Source organism: Achromobacter sp. E1 (assembly GCF_037039475.1).
GTDB lineage: Bacteria > Pseudomonadota > Gammaproteobacteria > Burkholderiales > Burkholderiaceae_B > Achromobacter > Achromobacter mucicolens.
Window position 1 is genome coordinate 3,197,501 of the sequence record NZ_CP146253.1, and the last position, 18,877, is coordinate 3,216,377.

Consider the following 18,877-nt stretch of genomic DNA (forward strand, 5'->3'; position numbering starts at 1 on the left):
TGCCCGACATCAACACGAGGCGAGTCGGGCAAGGACGCACAGACGTCCACAGCCCCCAGCTTAGCGCCGACCCGCCTCGCCTACACTAGCCGCGCCCCCTCATTCCACCGACGCGCCCGACTTCTTCACGACTTCCGCCCAGCGCGGAATCTCGGTGGCCATCAGGTCGCGCAGCTGATCGGGCGTGCTGCCCACCAGCTCCATGCCCATGGTCTTGCCCAGCTTTTCCTGCACGTCGGGCTCTTTCAGGATCAGGGCGATCTCGGCGGCCAGTTTGTCCAGGATGGGCTTGGGCGTGCCCTTGGGCGCGTAAACCGCCTGCCAGGACGCCATCTGGAAGCCGGGCACGCCCGCTTCCTGCATGGTCGGCACCTCGGGCGCGAGCGCAATGCGGTCCTTGGTGGTGACGGCCAGCAGCTTGAGCTTGCCGGTCTGCAGGAGCGGCAGCGCCGCCGTCATCTGGTCGAACATGAAGGTCACCGCGCCGGACGATACGTCCACCATCGCGGGCGGCGTGCCCTTGTAGGGCACGTGCGTGAGGGGCACGCCGATCATGCCGGAAAAGAGCTCGCCGGCCAGGTGCGTCGAGGTGCCCGCCCCCGAGGACGCGAACGTGCGTTTGGTGGGGTCGCGCTTGAGCAGCGCGATCAGGTCCGCCACCGAATTGACGCCCAGGTTCGGATCCACCAGCAGCACGTTGGGCAGGAACGCGATCAGCGACACCGGCTCGAAGTCCTTGACCGGGTCGTACTTCAGGTTCTTGTAGAGGCTGGCGTTGATGGCGTGCGTGCTGATCGTGCCGCCAAACAAGGTGTAGCCGTCGGGCGGCGCCTTGGCCACGTAGGTGGCGCCGATGCCGCCCGCGGCGCCCGGCTTGTTCTCGACGATGACGTTCTGATGCAGGCGGTCGCCCAGCTTCTGCGCCAGCACCCGGCCGACCACGTCGGTCGAGCCGCCCACGGTAAACGGGACGACGTAGGAAATGGGCTTCTGCGTCGGCCAGTCGGCGGCGCTGGCGGGCAAGGCCAGCGTGCCAAGGACGGCGCCGGCCAGTAGCGCGGCAAGCGCGCCGCGTCGTTGCGTGTTCATCATGTGTCTCCTGCCTTGTTTTGTAGGTATGCGTATGGGGGTGCCGGCAGCGCCGGCGGCAAGGCTCAGCGGCCTTGTTCTTTGCGCCAGGCGGCGAACTTGTCCTTGGTGCCCGGGTCGGTCGGCGGATACAGGCCAAGAATGGAAGCGCCGCCTTGCACCTGACTGGTCACGAAGTCCTCGAAGGCCGTCATTTCCACGGCCTCGATGGCGATCTCATCGGCCAGGTGCGCAGGGATGACCACCACGCCCTCGCGGTCGCCCACGACGATATCGCCCGGCCACACCGCCACGTCGCCGCAGCCGATGGGCGCGTTGATGTCCAGCGCCTGGTGCAAGGTCAGATTGGTGGGCGCGGACGGACGCTGGTGATAGGCGGGAAAACCCATCTCGGCGATTTCGGGCGAGTCGCGAAAGCCCCCGTCCGTCACCACGCCCGCCACGCCGCGCTTCATCAGCCGGGTGACCAGGATGGAGCCCGCGGACGCGGCGCGCGCATCCTTGCGGCTGTCGATGACGAAGACCGCGCCTTCCGGGCAGGTCTCGACCGCGGCGCGCTGCGGATGCGCGCGATCCTCGAAGACCTTGATGGTGTTCAGGTCCTCGCGGGCCGGGATGTAGCGCAGCGTGAAGGCCGGGCCCACCATGTTAGGCAGATTGGCGTTCAGCGGCCGCACGTCCTGGATGAACTGGTTGCGCAGGCCGCGCTTGAAGAGCGCCGTGCACAGCGTGGCGGTGCTGACACCGGCCAGCCTGGCGCGGGTTTCGGGATTCATTTGGGACACGATGGCTCCGGGAGTTTGGGGCGGATGTTGGGTGATGAAGGGAATCAGAAGATCGCGGGCTCGGGCACGGGCGCGCCGAATTCCGTTTCCAGGAAATCGAAGTCGCAGCCGTCGTTGGCCTGCAGGATGTGCCGGGAGTACATCCAGCCGTAGCCGCGCTCGTAGCGCTTGGGCGGCGGCGTCCAGGCGGCGCGGCGCGCGGCCAGTTCCTCGTCGCTGATGTTCAGGTTGATGCTGCGGGCGGGCACATCCACGGTGATCGTGTCGCCCGTCTTCACCAGCGCCAACGGGCCGCCGATGTAGCTTTCGGGCGCGACGTGCAGGATGCAGGCGCCGTAGCTGGTGCCGCTCATGCGCGCATCGGACAGGCGCAGCATGTCGCGCACGCCCTGCTTGACCAGCTTGGTCGGGATGGGCAGCATGCCCCATTCCGGCATGCCCGGACCGCCCTGCGGGCCGGCATTGCGCAGGATCATGATGTGGTCCGCGGTCACGTCCAGGTTTTCGTCCTCGACGGCGGCCTTCATGCTGGGATAGTCGTCAAATACCAGCGCCGGGCCCGTGTGGCGCAGGTATTGCGGCGCGCACGCGCTGGGCTTGATGACGCAGCCGTCCGGCGCGATGTTGCCGCGCAGCACGGCCAGCGCGCCCTCGTCGTAGATCGCCTCGTCCAGCTTGCGGATCACGTCGTCGTTGTAGACCTCGGCGCCCGCGATGTTCTCGCCCAGCGTCTTGCCCGTGACCGTCATGGCCGACAGGTCCAGGTGATCATCCTGCAGCCGGGTCATCAGCGCGGGCAGCCCGCCCGCGTAGTAGAAATCTTCCATCAGGTAGGTGTCGCCGCTGGGCCGGATATTGGCGATCACGGGCACCTTGCGGCTCGCCGCATCGAAGTCGTCCAACCCCACCGCACAGCCCGCGCGGCGCGACATGGCGACCAGATGAACGATGGCATTGGTGGAACAGCCCATCGCCATGGCGACGTTGATGGCGTTCTTGAACGAGGCCACGCTCAGGATGCGCTGCGGCGTCAGGTCGTCCCAGACCATCTCGACCACGCGCCGGCCGCATTCGGCCGACATGCGCATGTGGTTCACATCCGCCGCCGGGATCGACGAGGCGCCAGGCAGCGTCATGCCGATGGCTTCGGCGATGGCGGTCATGGTGCTGGCCGTGCCCATCGTCATGCAGGTGCCGTAGCTGCGGGCAATGCCGCCTTCCACTTCCGTCCATTGCTCCTGCGTGATCTTGCCGGCGCGGCGTTCATCCCAGAGCTTCCAGGCATCCGATCCGGACCCCAGGATCTTGCCCTTCCAATTGCCGCGCAGCATGGGGCCCGCAGGCACGTAGACGCATGGCAGGCCGGCGCTGATGGCGCCCATGATGAGGCCCGGCGTCGTCTTGTCGCAGCCGCCCATCAGCACCGCGCCGTCCACGGGGTGGCTGCGCAGCAGCTCCTCGGTCTCCATCGCCAGGAAGTTGCGGTACAGCATGGTGGTGGGCTTGACGAAGGATTCGGACACCGAAATGGCGGGCAACTCCACCGGAAAGCCGCCGGCCTGGAACACGCCGCGCTTGACGTCTTCGACGCGCTGCTTGAAATGGCTGTGACAGGGATTCAGGTCAGACCAGGTATTGATGATGGCAATGACCGGGCGTCCGGCCCAATCGTCCGGGCCGTAGCCCATCTGCATCATGCGGGAGCGGTGGCCGAATGAACGCAGGTCGTCCTTGGCCATCCAGGCGGCGCTGCGCAAGCTTTCGTAGGTGCGTTTCATGGGAGATACGAGGGATGCGGAAGTCGGAGTGAAAGCATTTAAACACTAATACATTAGTGCGTCAGCTAGGTGAAAACCCGCTATACTGCGACATTCGTTATCAGCCTTTCCCCACGCGGGACCCCGACACGCTTACCTGATGCAAAGCCAAAAGCTCAGACTGGATCGCTCCCGCCATGCGGCCCCCCAGGTTTTCGACCATCTGCGGCGCCAGATCATCTCGCTGGAGCTCGCGCCCGGCGCGCCGCTGTCGCGCGTCACGCTGGCGGACTGCTACGGCCTGAGCCAGACGCCCATCCGCGACGCGCTCATGCGTCTGGCCGAGGAAGCGCTGGTCGAAATCTATCCGCAGCACACCACGGTGGTCAGCCGTATCGACATCGCCGCCGCGCGCCAGGCGCATTTCCTGCGCCGCTCGCTGGAGCTGGAAATCGTCCACCTGCTGGCCCAGCGGGCCGACCCGCTGCTGCTCCAGCGCCTGCAGTCTTCCATCGACCTGCAGCGCGCCGCCCATGCCAGCGGGCAATACCAGCAGTTCATCAACGCGGACCAGGCATTTCACCGCGACATGCACGAAGCCGCCGGTGTGGCCAACCTGTGGGAGATGGCGCAACGCTACAGCGGCCATCTGGACCGGTTGCGCCGGCTGCATCTGCCCGAAACCGGCAAGGCCGAACGCATCCTGGACGATCATCAGCGCCTGCTGGATGCCATCGCCGCGCAGGACCCGGCGCGGGCGCAGCAAGTGCTGCGCGAGCACCTGTCCGGCACGCTCAGCCAGGTCGCGGAAATCTGCAAGCGCTATCCCGAGTACGTGGTGGCCGACTAACCGCCGGCGCGGGACCCGCGTTTCGACTCAGTCCAGCGGATAGCGCTGGATGACGGTCTTGCCGCCGCGCTCGGCAAGCGTCAATAGCGCGTCGCCCGTCTGGTCCAGGCCCAGCAGCCCGCGCTCCTGCGCATGCGACAACTGGAACGGCCGCCAGGAGCGGCCCTTGTCGCGGCTGTAGAAGTAGGTCTTGGTGTAGTCGGCGCCCGAGAACAGATGCTCGGCATAGGTCTTGATGACCCACGCATTGCGGCCGAACCACGCCTGCCCGATCCAGGACGAGGCGCCGCGCACATCGGGCGACCGCGACCGCTTCACCCAGGCCATCCCCGGCTTGTCCAGCTGGTAGATGCTGTCGCCCTCGGTCTCGAACACGGGCTGGTCACGCGTCAAAAGCGCATGGGCATCCTGCGACGGAACCCGGGGCACCTCCGGGGTAATGCGGAACGCAGGCGAGGCGCCCTCCTGGAATTGCACCTCGAAGCGCCGCGTTTCGACCAGTTGGGGCGCCTCCTGGCCTTCGGGACGCACGCGCGTGCGCCAGCTCCAGCCCACCGCGCGCGTCTCGTCCAGCGGGTACAACGACCAGCCGTAGCCAAGCTGCTCGACGCCGTAGGCCTTGCGGTCCCGCTCCGCCGTCTCGGCAAACTTGCGTTCGAAAGCGGCCGAATCCGGCCAGACCTGTTCCTTGAGGCGCGTGGCCGCCCAACGCTTGGCGCCGTCGCAGCTATAGAGCAGGCGCACGCCGGTCTCGTGGTGCTCCAGCGCAATCGCCAGCCGGTCGGTCAGAAAGGCGGTGTGCTGCTGCGGCACGCCCAGCGTCACGTCGGGATCATAGGTCCAGGTCGCGCCCAGGTCGTCCGAACGCAGGGTGTCCCAGGCGGGCGGCTGGTCGCCTTCGCCCGAACTGCGCAGCGTGCTGGTGATGAGGTACAGCGGCTGGCCGCCCGGCGCGCCGATCAGGGTCACGCCGGTATCGCCGCTGATGGAGCCCAGCAGCTCGAACACACCCGTGCCGTGGCCCCCATAAATGAGGTTGCGGGCATCGGTGGTGGTGCGGCCGGTCTGCAGCATGGTCAGGGCCAGATCGCCCTGGCCGTGGGCCAGTGTGGTGATCGCCCCGGCCTGCGCCAGCCGGATCCGCTGCTTCTGAAGGCGTTCCTTCAGCGCCGGAACCTGCGTATCCAGCACGGGCGCCTGCGCCAGACCCTCGATGTCCTTGGCCGTGACCAGAAGTTGGCCGGTCAGCAATTGGCGCTCGCCGAAACGCTGGATGGCAACCCGCGAGTATGAAGCCAGCGCGGGCCCGTTCAGCTCTCCTACGAACTCGCTGCGCGGCAGCGGATCGCCCATTGGGATGATCTGATAGATGCCCCGGGCCAGCACGGCGGCGGTGATGACCGCTAGGCCGGCCGCCACGAGTCTGATGGTCTTGGGTCCAGGCATGCTGGGCATAATGCCAGCCCCCCGCGCCGCCAGCCATTTATCGAACGGACGAAACTATAGCGCGTTGCGCCCGGTTCTCTATACTGGCGTAACGCATGCTCACGTCTTGCCGGACGCGCGCCCCTGCCCCGACACCACGGAACCGCCCATGACCGCAAGGCCTCCCTCTGCCCTATTCGCCCTGGCCCTTTTTGTCGCGGCAAGCGGCAGCCCGATCGCGCACGGCGCCGCCGCCAACGATCCGGCCTGGGTGCCGGTCGACCCGCAGGCGATGCCGGGGGTGTTCTACGACAGCCATTCGATCCGCGCCGTGTCGGAGAATCCGGCTGTCAGGGCAGTGACCGTGGGCTGGTTCTACGCCCAGCCCCGGATTTCCGAGGCCAACGGGCAGCCCTACGGCTCGGTCACCCAGCCGGTGACCATGAACTGCAGCGCCAACACGTATACGGTCACCCAGGTCTTGCACCACGCGGGCAACGACGCCACCGGGGCGATCGTCGAATCGATTCCGGTGGCGGGCATCCGCAACGCCCCCGTCACGCGCGACCCGGTGCAGCGCCGGCTGCGCGACCTGGTCTGCGCGGCCAACGGAAAAAGCGCGCGAAAATAGCGCGCTTTTCCTGTCGAAACCGCCCGGGGTCAGACCTGCGCCAGCGCCTGGTCCAGATCGGCGATCAGGTCGTCGATGTGCTCGATCCCGATGGACAGGCGCACGGTTTCCTCGCGCACGCCGGCCTTTTTCAGTTCCTCGGCATTGAGCTGGCGGTGCGTGGTGGACGCCGGATGCGTCGCCAGCGACTTGGAATCGCCAATGTTGACCAGGCGCGTGAACAGCTGCAACGCATCCTGGAAGCGCGCGCCGGCCTCGCGGCCGCCCTTCACGCCAAACGTGAAAAGCCCCGGCACCTTGCCGCCCAGGTACTTCTTGGCGAGCGCATGGTCGGGATGGTCCGGCAGGCCCGCGTAGTTCACCCATTCCACCTTTGCATGCTCGCGCAGGTAGCTGGCGACCTTGACCGCGTTCTCCACGATGCGGTCCACGCGCAGGGCCAGGGTCTCGATCCCCTGCAGGATCTGGAACGAGTTGAACGGCGAGATCGCGGCGCCGGTGTTGCGCAGCGGCACCACCCGGGCGCGGCCGATGTACGCGGCCGGGCCGAAGGCCGCGGTGTACACCACCCCGTGGTAGCTCACATCCGGTTCGTTCAGACGCTTGAAGCGCTCCTTGTGCTCAGCCCACGGAAACTTGCCCGAGTCGATGATGGCGCCGCCCAGGCTGGTGCCGTGTCCGCCCAGATACTTGGTCAGCGACTGCACCACGATGTCGGCGCCATGCTCGATGGGACGCAGGAGGTACGGCGATGGCACGGTGTTGTCGACAATCAGCGGCAGGCCGTGGCGATGCGCCAACTCGGCCAGCGCGGCGATGTCGGTGATGTTGCCCAGCGGGTTGCCAACCGATTCCGCGAAGATGGCCTTGGTGCGGTCGTCGATCTGCGCCTCGAAGGCGGCCAGGTCGGACGGATCGGCAAAGCGCGTGGTGATGCCGTACTGCGGCAGCGTGTGCGCAAACAGGTTGTAGGTGCCGCCATACAGCGTGCTGGACGACACGATGTTGTCGCCGGCTTCGGCAATGGTCAGGATCGCGTAGGTGACGGCGGACTGGCCCGAGGCCAGCGCCAGCGCGGCGATGCCGCCTTCCAGGGCCGCCACGCGCTGCTCCAGCACGTCGGTGGTCGGATTCATGATGCGGGTGTAGATGTTGCCCGCGACCTTCAGGTCGAAGAGGTCCGCGCCGTGCTGCGTGTCGTCGAACGCGTAGGCCACCGTCTGGTAGATGGGCACGGCCACCGCGCGCGTGGTCGGATCGGGCCGGTAGCCGCCGTGGACAGCCACGGTTTCCAGGCGCCAGTTGGGCTTCTTCGCTTCAGTCATCAGTCTCTCCGGTAAATGCGTGATTGAAAATTCAGATCAGGCGGCAAACGCGCGCGCGGCGCGCAGAATGCGTTCGATGTCTTCATGGTTGTTGTAAGCGCCGACAGACAGGCGCACGTAACCATACTCCACGATGCTCGCCACGACACCTGCCTGCGCCAGGTGCGCAAGCGCCGCGGCGGGGTTGGCGACGCGCAGCGCCGTGGTAGTGCTGCGCACCTCGCCGCCCGGCGGCGACACCACCTGCGCGCCCAGACTCCGCAGTCCATCGCTCAGGGCCTGCGACAGCGCCAGCACCCAGGGTTCGATGCGCTCGGGCCGCGCCTGTTCGATAAGGTCCAGCGCGCCCGCCCAGCCCGCAAGGCCGGGATAGTTCAGGTTGCCCGTTTCCAGCCGGCGGGCATCCGTCGCGTCAGACACCGCCACCTGCCATTGCAGGCCAGACTTGTCCAGCGTGGTCACGCCGGACGGGCCGACGTAGCGCGGATCCAGCGCCGCCAGCAGCCGCGGCGACACGTGCAGCAGCCCCACCCCCAGCGGTCCCAGCATGCCCTTGTGCGCGCCGCACGCAAACGCATCGACGTGCCAGTCGTCCACCTGGGCGCGCAGCAGGCCCGCACCCTGGATGCCGTCGACCACCAGCCAGATGCCGCGTTCGGCGCAGCGGCGTCCCAGCTCCCGGATGTCGGTCCGCAGTCCGGTGCCGTACTGCACCCAGGACACCGCGATCAAACGCGTGCGGGCGTCGACGTGCTGCCACAGGTCGTCCACCGTAAAGCGATGCGCGCGCGCCTGCGCCACACGCACCTGCACGCCGCGCCGGCGCAGATTCAGCCATGGCAAGGCGTTCGACGGATGCTCCTGGTCGTCGACGATGAGGTTGTCGCCTTCCTGCCAGGCCAGTCCTTGCGCGACCGTGTTCAATCCCTCGGTGGTGTTCTTGGTGAACGCCAGCCGGCGCGCGTCGCCGCCGATCAGCCGCGCCAGCCGCACACGCAACGTGTCGGCATCGCGCAGCCATTGCGGCTTGTCGCTACGCGCATGCGTGATGCTGTCAAAGAAGCCAGCCACCGCGTCCGACACCCGCGGCGACAACGGGCTGGTATACGCAATGTTGGCGTATGCCTTGTCGCGCGTGATGGGAAACCACTGTCTGAATTCGTCATGCCAAGCCATGCGCAACCTTCGTCGCCGGACCACCCGGCATGCGGGCATTCTAGGTATCTGGCGCGCATCTGGATAAGGCTTAGTTTTCATATTGATATGCGTATTAAGTCGCTCGGCAAGCCACGCCCCACCCATAGAATTCGTGCCTCTCTTGCACACAACAACCTTGGGAACAGCATGCGTTTGATTCATCTATTCAAGGCCGCGGGCGTGGCCGCCGCGATGACGCTTGCGGGCACATCGCAAGCCGGCACGGTGGACACCATCAAGAAGCGCGGAGAATTGGTCTGCGGCGTCAGCCAGGGCTCGGCAGGCTTGTCGATCGCGGACAAGCAAGGCCGCTGGACCGGCCTTGACGCGGACCTGTGCCGCGCGCTGGCGGCGGCCGTACTGGGCGATCCGGAAAAGACCCGCTTCGTGCCACTGAGTTCGCAGCAGCGCTTTCCGGCCCTGCAGTCCGGCGAGATCGACGTGCTGAACCGCAACACCACGATCACCTCGGGCCGCGACGCGGGGTTGGGTATCGTGTCCGCCGGCATCGTGTTCTACGACGGACAGGGCTTTTTGGTGCCGCGCAAATTGGGCGTCAAGAGCGCCACCGAACTGGAAGGCGCGCAGGTTTGCGTGCAGCCGGGCACGGTGAACGAACAGAACCTGGTCGACTACTTCAAGAAAAACAAACTCACCTATCGGCCCGTCGTCATCGAGAATCTGGTCGAGCTTGAACAGGCCTTCTATGTAGGACGCTGCGACGTCTACCTGTCGGATGCGTCCACGCTGGCCGCCAGCCGCGCGGCGCGCGCCAGCCAGCCGGACGAGTTCGTCATCCTGCCCGAGCGCATCAACAAGTCGCCGCTCGGCCCCTTCGTACGCCAGGACGACCCGAACTGGGCCGCCATCGTGCGCTGGACGGTCAACGCGCTGGTCGCCGCCGAGGAGCTGGGCATCACCGCCCAGAACGCCGACAGCCAGGCGCAAAGCAGCGACGCGCAGGTGCGGCGGCTGCTGGGCGTGGATCCCGGCATTGGCAAAAGCTTTGGCCTGGACGAAACCTGGGCACGAAACGCCATCAAGGCCGTGGGCAATTATGGCCAGGTGTGGGATCGCAACCTGGGCGCTGCCACGCCGCTCAAGCTGGAGCGTGGCCTGAATGCGCAGTGGAACAAGGGCGGCCTGCTGTATTCGCCGCCGTTCCAGTGACGCGTGTCGCTTGATGCGTATCGCGCGATGCACATCGCTTGATGCATATCGCTTGATGCGCATTGCTTGATGCGCACTTCATGATGATTCGCGGGCGGGCCGCCGGGTCCGCCCTTCTTGTTCTTTCCTTTGCCGCACGACCCGCCATGACCGCCATCACGCTCCCCTATCCGTTGACTGCGCCCTGGCGCCGCTGGCTGCCTGCATTGGCGTGGGGTTTGGGACTGGGCGCAATCGCCGCCATTCTGGTGCTGCACATCGAATCGGTGCAGGCCGCACGCGGTATCCAGGGTGGGTTCGGCTTCCTGCTTCAGCCAGCGGGATTCCGCATCTCGGAAAGCCTGCTCGATGTCACACCCGAAGATCCTTACTGGATGTCCCTTGCGGCGGGACTTGTCAATACGCTGACCGTCGCCTTCGTGGCAATACCGCTGGCGACCGTCTTGGGCGCGGGCCTGGGATTCATGGGGTTGTCGTCCAACCCGATGGCGGCGCGCGTCGCCGCCCTTGTCATTGCCCCCTTGCGGAATACGCCTGTGTTGTTGCAGCTCTTCGTCTGGTACGGGTTGCTGCTGCGCCTGCCTGACTTGCGGCAGGCATGGTCGCCGCTGCCTTCCGTGCTGCTGTCCAATCGCGGGTTGGCCTTGCCCGCGCTGCATGGCTGGCTGCCTTATGCGGCCGTGGCATTGGCCACGCTGGCGCTGGGATGGCAAGCTCGCCACCGGTGGACCCATGCTGCGTTCACCGCCGCATTGACCGCAATACTGACCGCCGCCGGAACCGCATGGGCACTATTGCCGCCCATGCAGATCGACCTGCCCGTCAAGCGCGGGCTCGGCTTGCAGGGCGGCTGGCAACCCAGCATCGAGTTTGCCGCCTTGATCATCGGCCTCGTGGTGTTTCACGCCGCCTACATCGCCGACATCGTGCGCGGCGCGGTGCGCGCGGTTCCCGTTGGCCTGGTCGAAGCCGGTCAGGCCATGGGTCTCACGCCCTACAAGGTGCTGCGGCTGGTGATCGCGCCCTACGCCACGCGCGTCGCGCTGCCGCCCTATGCCAACCAATGCCTGGCGCTCGTCAAGAACAGCACGCTCGCCATCGCAATCGGCTACCAGGAGCTGATGGCCGTCATCAACACGGCCATCACGCAAACCGGACTGGCGCTGGAAGGCATAGCGCTCGCCATGGCCATTTACCTGACGTTGGCGGTCTGCCTGGGCGGCGGGCTCTCCGCCTGGAATGCGCGCAATACCCGACACGGCCCGGGCGACACGCACGGGGCGCGCCTGGGTGACAGGGCATTTTGGGATGGCGCTGGGGGCAAGACCAGGACGCTTCGACGCAACGCGATGTCGACCGTTCTGACATTGCTGCTGGCCACCGTGGCCTGGTTGCTGCTCGACTGGGCAGTGCTGCGCGCTGTGTGGTCGGGCGATCCGGCGACCTGCGCAAAGGCGGCAGGCGCCTGCTGGGCCGCCGTGGGCGAAAACCTGCCGCTGTTGTTCTACGGCACCATGTCCGAAGCGCACCGGGGGCCGGCGCTGATCGCGTGCCTGGCGCTTTTGGCTGCCATTGCCGTCTTCCTGGGCGCACGTCGCGTGCCGGCGCGCGTACGCATTGCCCTGTTGACTGCGCTGTCAGGCATTACCGTGGCAGCGCTGACGGGCTGGCCGTGGGGCGGCGACCTCATCGGCCCGCAACGCTGGGGCGGACTGCTCGTCACGTTGATCCTGGCGATAGCAGCGCTGGTTACGGCCGTGCCGCTCGCCTTCGCGCTCGCCCTGCTTCGCCGGTCGGGCAGCCCGGCCGGTTCACTGGCCGCCGCCGGTCTGATCGAAGCGGTACGCGGTGTGCCGCTGGTGACCCAGCTGCTGTTCGCGTCCTTTGTGTTGCCCATGCTGCTGGGTGGTGGCGTGTCGAAGTTCAGCATGGCGCTGGCGGCGCTGACCCTGCATACCGCTTGTGTGCTGGCCGAAGTGCTGCGCGGCGCGCTGCAGGCGATTCCGCCCGGTCAGTTGATGGCTGCACGCGCCTTGGGCATGCGGCCCGCGCTGGCCTATGCGTGCGTGATCTGGCCACAGGCCCGCCGCATCGCCTCGCCCGCCGCGCTGGGTGTGTTTGTGGGCGCGGTCAAGGACACGTCGCTGGTCAGCATTATTGGTGTGTTTGACGTGTTGGGCGCGGCCAAGGCAGTGGTGGCGGGCACCGACTGGCGCCCGTATCACGTCGAGGTTTATCTGGCCGTGGCGCTGCTGTATCTGGCCGCCAGCCTGGCGCTATCGCGCGTGGCACGCCGCATGGAAGACCGGCGTGCTTGAACAGCGGGGCGATCAGCCGCCTGCCCCGCTCGCCATGCCGCTGTTTGCGGCAGTCATGCGTTGCAGCCACGCCGGCCGGGGCGCCGCGTCCAGCCAGTTCTTGACGATCAACCCCAGTTCGGTGTCGCCGGCGATACGCAGGCGGCGCTGGAAGAACAAGGTGTCGGCATCGGTTTCTTCGCGCATGAGCGCCAGGAAGTCCGCCAGCTTCGCGCCCAGTTCAAGCTCCGCGGCGCCGGTGGACCCGCGGTTCCAGAGGGGCCGGAATGCACCATCGCGCACGACAAAGCTGCTGCGCAGACCCAGGTCTTCGACGGTGATGGCAAAGCTGCGGCCGTTCAGTTCCGCAGGCGGCTCCAGCCACTTGAGCCGGCGCGCCAGCTCAAGCCCCGCCACGAAATGCAGCGACACAAACGGGCCTGGCACGCGGCGGCCCAGCTTGGCGAACACAGGCGGCAAATTCAGGGCGGCGCTCATGCGACGGCCTCCTCGAGGCCAATGCCGGCCTTGCCGTAGTAGTAACCGTTGCAGCGGCCGATGCCCGCGGGCGGCGACACCGGCTCGGGCTTGGCGCCTTGACGCATCGCATCCAGTGCTGCAATGGCCTCAAGCGTGCCCGCCGATTGCGGGCTGACGCGCAGTACATCGACGCCCATGCCCGCCAGTTCGGGCGCTTCGGCCAGCAGGTCCAGGCAGGCGGCCGATTGAACCTGGATGCCGTTGATGCCCAGGAACTCGCGCGATTCGCGCGTGCGCATGTCCAGGCCATCGGGATGCTCGATGCAGCGAAAGCCGCAATCGTCCTTTTTCAGTCGGAAGTGGCGGGCCGTGAAGCAGCGGGCGGAGAACGCCAGCGCCATCCTGCCCCACACCATCACTTCGGCCTGCATGCCAGCGGGACGCTCTTGCAGCAGGCGTTCGAGCGTGGTGCCGTCCATTTCAAGCGGCGCGACGAAGCGCACAGCGCCGCGATTGGCCAGCCAGGTCAGCGTGCCCCCGTGGTACGCATTGATGTGCGGACCGGCAACAAAGCCGCGGCCGCTCAGGTGGCGCACCGCGCCCAACTCGCCTGCCTCGACCATGAAGTCCTGCTGGTCGCAAAGCTTCTTCAAGGCGTTGGCCTCGGCGCCCGTCTCGATCAAGGTGCGGCCAGACAGGACCACCGTCTTGCCCACTGCGCGCAGGTCGCGCGCCAGTTCAAGCCAATCGTCGGCGCGCAGTTCGTGACGCCGGCTACAGACGGTCTCGCCCACGTAGATGATGTCCGCAGGACTTTCGGCCAGCGCGGCGTAGAAATCCATGGTGCGTTGGCGCGGCCAGTAGTACAGCAAGGGGCCGACAGAAATCTGAAATCGGATGGGGGTCATTTCCATGGACGTTCGAAAGCGCCTTGTGTGACTTGGGAACCCTCGGCATGGCGCGCCAGCATGGCGTTCCACTCGGGGCGCGGAGAAAATCGCGATGCGTCCGCATGCACGCTGTCCAGCGCGGCACGCAGCGTGGACACCACCTGCGTGACATAGGCCGGGCTGCGCTGGCGCCCTTCGATCTTGATGGCCGATACGCCCATCTCCGCCAGCTTGGGCAACAGGCCGATGGCGTTCAGGCTGGTGGGTTCTTCGAGGGCGTGATCGGCTTGCCCGTCCACTTCGAAGCGCCCCTTGCACAACGTGGGATACGCGGCGGGCTCGCCCGGTTCGTAGCGGTCGATGAGAATGCCCGACAGGCGCGCATCCATGCGGCCGTCTTCTTCGACCCAGCGCACCGCGTGCGCGGGCGAACAGACACCCTTGTTGTTGGGGGAATCGCCGGTGGCGTACGACGACAAGAGGCAGCGGCCCTCGGCCATGACGCACAGGCTGCCGAAGCCGAAGACCTCGACTTCGACGCTGACGTTGGCGCAGATGCGGGCAATCTCCGTCAGCGTCAGGACGCGCGGCAGGACCACGCGGCGGATGCCGAACTGCTCTTTCATGAGTTCAATGGCGTCCGCGTGGGTGGCCGAGCCCTGCACCGACAGATGCAGCCGCAGGTCCGGATAGCGGTCGCTTGCGTAGGCCAGCAGTCCCGGGTCGGCCATGATGACGGCGTCGGCGCCCAGGTCGTGGGCGGCATCGACGGCGGCCTGCCATTCGGCCATGCGGCCTGCCTGCACAAAGGTGTTGATGGCAAAGAGCACATGCCGGTTGTGGCGATGCGCCAGTTCGACGCCGGCGCGGATGTCGGCTTCGGTGAAATTGAGCCCGGCAAAGTTGCGGGCGTTCGTGGCGTTCTTGAGCCCGAGATAGACGGTGTCGGCGCCCGCTTCGATCGCCGCTTTCAAGGCGGCCAGACTGCCTGCCGGGGCCACGAGCTCTATGGGAGAGGTTCGAGTTTGCATGACGGCCAGTCTATGGGCCGCCCGTCCCCCGGGCCTTGTCGAAAATCAAACGGCGTGGCGCGCGCGGCGCCTTTTTGTGCGGCCTATTCCTCGGTGTACAGGCCGCGCTCCACGGCATAGACAGCGACCTGCACACGGCTCGTCAGATTGAGCTTCTTCAGCACGTTCTGCACATGGATCTTCACGGTGCTTTCGCTCACGTCCAGTTCGCGCGCGATGACCTTGTTGCTGGCTCCGCGCGCCAGCCATTGCACGATCTGGGTTTCGCGCGCGGTAAGACGATGGCGCTCGGCCGAGCCGGGCGGCGGCGGCGTCTGGCTGGCCTGGCCGCGGAATTGTTCGACGAGCTTGGCCGTCATGCTGTCGGCAATGACGGCTTCGCCGTTGGCGGCGCGGCGGATGGCGGACACCAGCGCGTCCGCGTCGATGTTCTTGACGAGATAGCCGCGAGCGCCGTCGCGAAGCGCCTGGCCCAGCTCGTCGGCCTCCTCCGAGACGGTCAGGATGATGACCGCGCAATTGGGCAGGTCCTGCGTCAGCAGCTGCAGTGTTTCCAGCCCCGAAAGGCCAGGCAGGTTCAGGTCAAGCAGCACGACGTCGGGCTTGAGCTCCTTGGCGCGCTTTATGCCTTCGACGCCGTCGCCCGCCTCGGCCACGACCTCGAAGTCGGGCTGGCGCTGCAACAGCAGGCGGACACCGGAGCGGAACAGGGTGTGGTCGTCGATGAGCAGGATGCGGATGGTCATGATGGGCAAGGATGTCAGGCTGCCTGGCGTTCGGCGCCAGGCAAGGTGAGCGCCACGCGCGTGCCGGCGCCGGGCTGCGATTCGAGTTTTATCACGGCGCGCATGCGGGCGGCGCGCTCGCGCATGATGTGCAGGCCGACATGGGATTCGCCCCGTTCGGCGACGTCGGCCGGGTCGTAGCCCTGGCCGTCGTCCGAAATCAGCAAGGTGAAATCCCGGCCGTTCTCAACGGCGATCCGCACGCGGCTGGCTTCCGAGTGCTTGCGCACATTGGACAGCGCTTCCTGCAGGATGAACAGCACCTGCAACTGCTGCTCGGGCTGCAACGGCGCGCCCTCGCCCTGGGTAAACGTCAGGTCGGTGTCGATGGCGGTCTGGCGGCGAAAACGCGAAACCGTGTCCTCGATGGCGGCTTGCAGGTCGCCCTGCGACAACTTGCTGCGGAAGTTGGTCAACAGTTCGCGCACGTCTTGATAGCTTTCGTCCACGCCGGTGCGCAAGAGCGGCAGGATCTCGCTGACTTCTTCTTCGTCGCCGCGCTTGATGGCGGCATCGAGCATCTGCAATTGCAGGTTCAGGAAATTCAGGCCTTGGGCAAGGCTGTCGTGCAGGCCCTGCGCCACCAGCCCGCGCTCCTGCACGACGGCCAATTGGCGCGCCTGCGCGCTCAGGCGCCGGTTGTCCAGCGCAACGCCCAGGTGCTGGCCCAGCGTTTCCAGCAGCTGCGACTCGGACGCGGCCAGCCGGCGGTGGGAGCGGAAATGCAGCGAGTACGAACCCAGCACTTCGTCGCGCGTCACGATACGGAACACCGCCACGCTGGCAAAGCCCTCGCGCTGGCAGTTCAGATCCAGCTCGGGTGGCGACTGGCGGAAGTCCTGGATAACGATCACGCCCGCCTTGCGCGTGGCGACACCGCAATAGCAGTCGTCGACCTTCATGCAGTGTTCGGACTCGACCAATTCTTCGGACAGGCCGACGGACACCACGAGGTTGAGTTTTTCGTTGTTGGGATCCAGCGCCCGGATGCTGCCTGCTTCGGCATCGAACTGCAGCATCACGCGGCGTAGAAAGCCATCGCACATGGCTTCGATTTCATTGGGCTGGTTCAGGAACGCCGCCATGTCGTACAGCGCCCCGATGTCGCGATTCTGCGCGGCCAGCTGCGCCGTCTTCTGTTCCACCCGCTGCTCCAGGCTGGTGTACAGGTCCTGCAGTTCGTCCGCCATGCGGTTGTAGCCGCGGGCCAGCACGCCGAACTCGTCCTGGCTTTCGACCGGCAGTCGCGTGCTGAACTCGCGGTCGGCCATGCGCTGCAGGCCGTCGCGCAGGCGCAGCACCGGCGAAATGATCCACAGATACAGCAGGTAGATCATGGCAAGTGTGCCCGCGCTGGCAATTGCCGCCAACACGCCCTGCGACAGCCGCAGCGACGTGGTCTTGCCGGCGTTGTCCTGTTCGATCATCCGGACCAGTGTATCGGCGCGCGCCACGAACTCGGGCAGCGTTTCCAGGTAGCTCGATGCGTCCGGCTGGCCAATGGCGCGCAGCGCAGCCGGCTTCATGATGTCGCGCCAGTACGCGGCCACGTCGTGCCATTGGGCGCGGATCGCGTTGTCGTTGGGAATGAAGAGCGGCCGCGCGGGATTGCCCCGCGCCAGGCGCGCAATGGTGTCGTCCAGAATCGCAACCTGTTCAGTGGTGCGCACTTCGCGCCCGGCCTGCGGCCGCATCAGTTCGACGGCGACGCGATTGGCCCGCATCCGCAGGCTGCCGGTATCGTTGATGGCAGCGCCCGCGCCTTCCAGTTGCCAAGACAGCCACAGCGTCCAGCTAACCATGGACAGCACCACGACCAACGCCAGCAGCGAGCTTGCCACGATGCGCGTGGACAGCCGGTGCCGGGGCGACGGCAGCACGTCGGAGGGAGTGGCAGTATTCGAGGACTTCATGGGTGTCGGGGCGAAAAGCGCGGATCGGGTATCAGTGTAGTCGCTTCCCGCCCGCCTTCCGGCGGGATTGCGCGCGTTTTAGCCCCATGCGATCAGGCCAAACCGAGGGTGCGGCACAGAAAATCCGCAACCTGGGCGGGGTCGTTCATCGGCAGGCAGGGCAAGGCGATTTCAAGCGGCGCATCCGTCACGACGGCCAGGAATGAAGGATCTTCGGTGTGCAGCGGCGGCTTGCCAAGCGCGGGACGGTAGACCTCGATACGCGGAATCGCGGCCTGCTTGAAGCCCTCGACCAGCACCAGATCGGCGGGCGACAAGCGCGCCAGTTGCGCCTCAAGCGTGGGTTCCGGCGTGTCGCGCAGTTCATGCACGATGGCATACCGGTATGGCGAGGCAATCATGACTTCCTGCGCGCCCGCGGTCCGAAAGCGCGCGCTGTCCTTGCCGGGGGGCTCCATCTGAAAATCATGATGGCTGTGTTTGATGACGTTCACCCGCAGGCCGCGCGCGCCAAGCAGCGGCAGCATGGCCTCGATCAGGGTGGTCTTGCCGCTGCCGGAGCGGCCGGCGATACCGAATACGGGAGTCATACGAGTGCGGGTTCCGTCAGCAAGGGGCATACGATGGGCAAAAACGTGTCCGCCCGCGGGGAGTATGCCAGCAAAGCGCCCGCCACCAGGTCGAAATACCACCCATGCAGGGACAGGCTTCCCGCGTCGACCGCCCGCCGCACGAACGGCAGGTCCTCCAGGTTGCGCAGCGAGATCAGGATGGAAGCCTGTTCGCAGGCGCGCCGGCGCTCTTCCTTGGTGGCATCCGGCATCTGCCGCAGCACCTGTTCGCGCGCGGGTTCGGCGATGTCCATCCAGCGCCCAAGATAGTCGGTCTCGCCGTCGCGGCGGATGCCGCGCTCCATCAGTGCGCGGATTCCGCCGCACTGGGCGTGTCCCAGCACGATGATGCGGCTGACCTGCAATTGTTCGACGGCAAACTGGATTGCCGCCAGGACGCCTTGAAGGCCGCGGTCCTTGCTGCACGGCGGCACCAGATTGGCCACATTGCGCACGGTAAAGATGTCGCCGGGATCACAACCGAGCAGCATGGCCGGGTCCACGCGGGAATCGCAACAGCCGATCAGCAATGTGCTGGGATGCTGGCCGTCGCGCAGGTTGCGATACAGCGACGGCGCGTCTTCGTAATACTGTTGCTGAAAGCGCTGGAAGCCGCCCACCAGTCGTTCAAGATCCTGCAT

The 18,877-nt window shown here is 66.5% G+C and carries 17 protein-coding genes; 4 read left to right on the forward strand and 13 right to left on the reverse strand.

Annotated elements, in window-relative coordinates; genetic code table 11:
• Positions 1–99 precede the first annotated feature (99 nt).
• The 3 genes from V6V88_RS14790 to araD form a co-directional block, all read right to left on the reverse strand.
• Complete coding sequence (locus tag V6V88_RS14790; RefSeq protein WP_223575795.1) at positions 100–1,089, reverse strand: tripartite tricarboxylate transporter substrate binding protein; 990 nt, start codon at positions 1,087–1,089, stop codon at positions 100–102.
• Positions 1,090–1,154: 65 nt separating this feature from the next.
• Complete coding sequence (locus V6V88_RS14795; RefSeq protein ID WP_062841452.1) at positions 1,155–1,865, reverse strand: ribonuclease activity regulator RraA; 711 nt, start codon at positions 1,863–1,865, stop codon at positions 1,155–1,157.
• Between the two features lie 53 nt (positions 1,866–1,918).
• Positions 1,919–3,652, reverse strand: a complete 1,734-nt coding sequence (araD, locus tag V6V88_RS14800) for an L-arabinonate dehydratase (protein ID WP_056318391.1) — start codon at positions 3,650–3,652, stop codon at positions 1,919–1,921.
• 139 nt (positions 3,653–3,791) lie between these two features.
• On the opposite strand from araD, the gene V6V88_RS14805 reads away from it, so the two are divergent.
• A complete protein-coding gene (locus V6V88_RS14805) occupies positions 3,792–4,481 on the forward strand; it encodes a GntR family transcriptional regulator (protein WP_223575796.1) in 690 nt (229 codons plus the stop codon).
• Positions 4,482–4,508: 27 nt separating this feature from the next.
• Here the strand turns inward: V6V88_RS14805 and V6V88_RS14810 are convergent, their stop codons facing one another.
• A complete protein-coding gene (locus V6V88_RS14810) occupies positions 4,509–5,927 on the reverse strand; it encodes a hypothetical protein (RefSeq protein WP_223575797.1) in 1,419 nt (472 codons plus the stop codon).
• Positions 5,928–6,075: 148 nt separating this feature from the next.
• Here V6V88_RS14810 and V6V88_RS14815 point away from each other — a divergent pair, with 148 nt between their 5' ends.
• Entirely contained in the window at positions 6,076–6,537 is a 462-nt protein-coding gene (locus tag V6V88_RS14815) for a surface-adhesin E family protein (RefSeq protein WP_223575798.1), read from the forward strand.
• A 29-nt stretch (positions 6,538–6,566) separates the two neighbouring features.
• Here V6V88_RS14815 and V6V88_RS14820 read toward each other — a convergent pair whose 3' ends face one another.
• On the reverse strand, positions 6,567–7,862 hold the full coding sequence (locus tag V6V88_RS14820; protein ID WP_223575799.1) for an aminotransferase class I/II-fold pyridoxal phosphate-dependent enzyme: 1,296 nt from the start codon (positions 7,860–7,862) through the stop codon (positions 6,567–6,569).
• A gap of 36 nt (positions 7,863–7,898) precedes the next feature.
• Positions 7,899–9,038, reverse strand: a complete 1,140-nt coding sequence (locus V6V88_RS14825) for an aminotransferase class V-fold PLP-dependent enzyme (RefSeq protein ID WP_062841480.1) — start codon at positions 9,036–9,038, stop codon at positions 7,899–7,901.
• 168 nt (positions 9,039–9,206) lie between these two features.
• Between V6V88_RS14825 and V6V88_RS14830 the strand changes: the two genes are divergently transcribed.
• Complete coding sequence (locus V6V88_RS14830; protein ID WP_223575800.1) at positions 9,207–10,229, forward strand: amino acid ABC transporter substrate-binding protein; 1,023 nt, start codon at positions 9,207–9,209, stop codon at positions 10,227–10,229.
• 146 nt (positions 10,230–10,375) lie between these two features.
• Positions 10,376–12,547: an ABC transporter permease subunit gene (locus tag V6V88_RS14835; protein ID WP_062841457.1), complete on the forward strand. Its 2,172-nt coding sequence runs from the start codon at positions 10,376–10,378 to the stop codon at positions 12,545–12,547.
• Between the two features lie 12 nt (positions 12,548–12,559).
• On the opposite strand, the gene V6V88_RS14840 is transcribed toward V6V88_RS14835, so the two are convergent.
• From V6V88_RS14840 to V6V88_RS14870, 7 genes are all read right to left on the reverse strand, one after another.
• Positions 12,560–13,024, reverse strand: a complete 465-nt coding sequence (locus tag V6V88_RS14840; protein ID WP_223575802.1) for an SCP2 sterol-binding domain-containing protein — start codon at positions 13,022–13,024, stop codon at positions 12,560–12,562.
• On the reverse strand, positions 13,021–13,914 hold the full coding sequence (locus V6V88_RS14845) for a U32 family peptidase (RefSeq protein WP_223576508.1): 894 nt from the start codon (positions 13,912–13,914) through the stop codon (positions 13,021–13,023). Before V6V88_RS14845 ends, V6V88_RS14840 begins: the two co-directional genes overlap by 4 nt.
• Positions 13,911–14,927 (reverse strand): peptidase U32 family protein, encoded by a 1,017-nt coding sequence (locus V6V88_RS14850; RefSeq protein WP_056318371.1) that lies wholly within the window; start codon positions 14,925–14,927, stop codon positions 13,911–13,913. The genes V6V88_RS14845 and V6V88_RS14850 overlap by 4 nt, the downstream gene beginning before the upstream one ends.
• An 83-nt stretch (positions 14,928–15,010) precedes the next feature.
• Complete coding sequence (locus tag V6V88_RS14855) at positions 15,011–15,673, reverse strand: response regulator transcription factor (protein WP_056318368.1); 663 nt, start codon at positions 15,671–15,673, stop codon at positions 15,011–15,013.
• A 14-nt stretch (positions 15,674–15,687) separates the two neighbouring features.
• A complete protein-coding gene (locus tag V6V88_RS14860) occupies positions 15,688–17,625 on the reverse strand; it encodes a type IV pili methyl-accepting chemotaxis transducer N-terminal domain-containing protein (protein ID WP_338615411.1) in 1,938 nt (645 codons plus the stop codon).
• A gap of 92 nt (positions 17,626–17,717) precedes the next feature.
• A complete protein-coding gene (gene mobB, locus V6V88_RS14865) occupies positions 17,718–18,215 on the reverse strand; it encodes a molybdopterin-guanine dinucleotide biosynthesis protein B (protein ID WP_338615413.1) in 498 nt (165 codons plus the stop codon).
• Positions 18,212–18,877 carry a carbonic anhydrase gene (locus tag V6V88_RS14870; RefSeq protein WP_056318361.1) on the reverse strand — a complete coding sequence of 222 codons (666 nt, stop codon included), beginning with the start codon at positions 18,875–18,877 and terminating at the stop codon, positions 18,212–18,214. Before V6V88_RS14870 ends, mobB begins: the two co-directional genes overlap by 4 nt.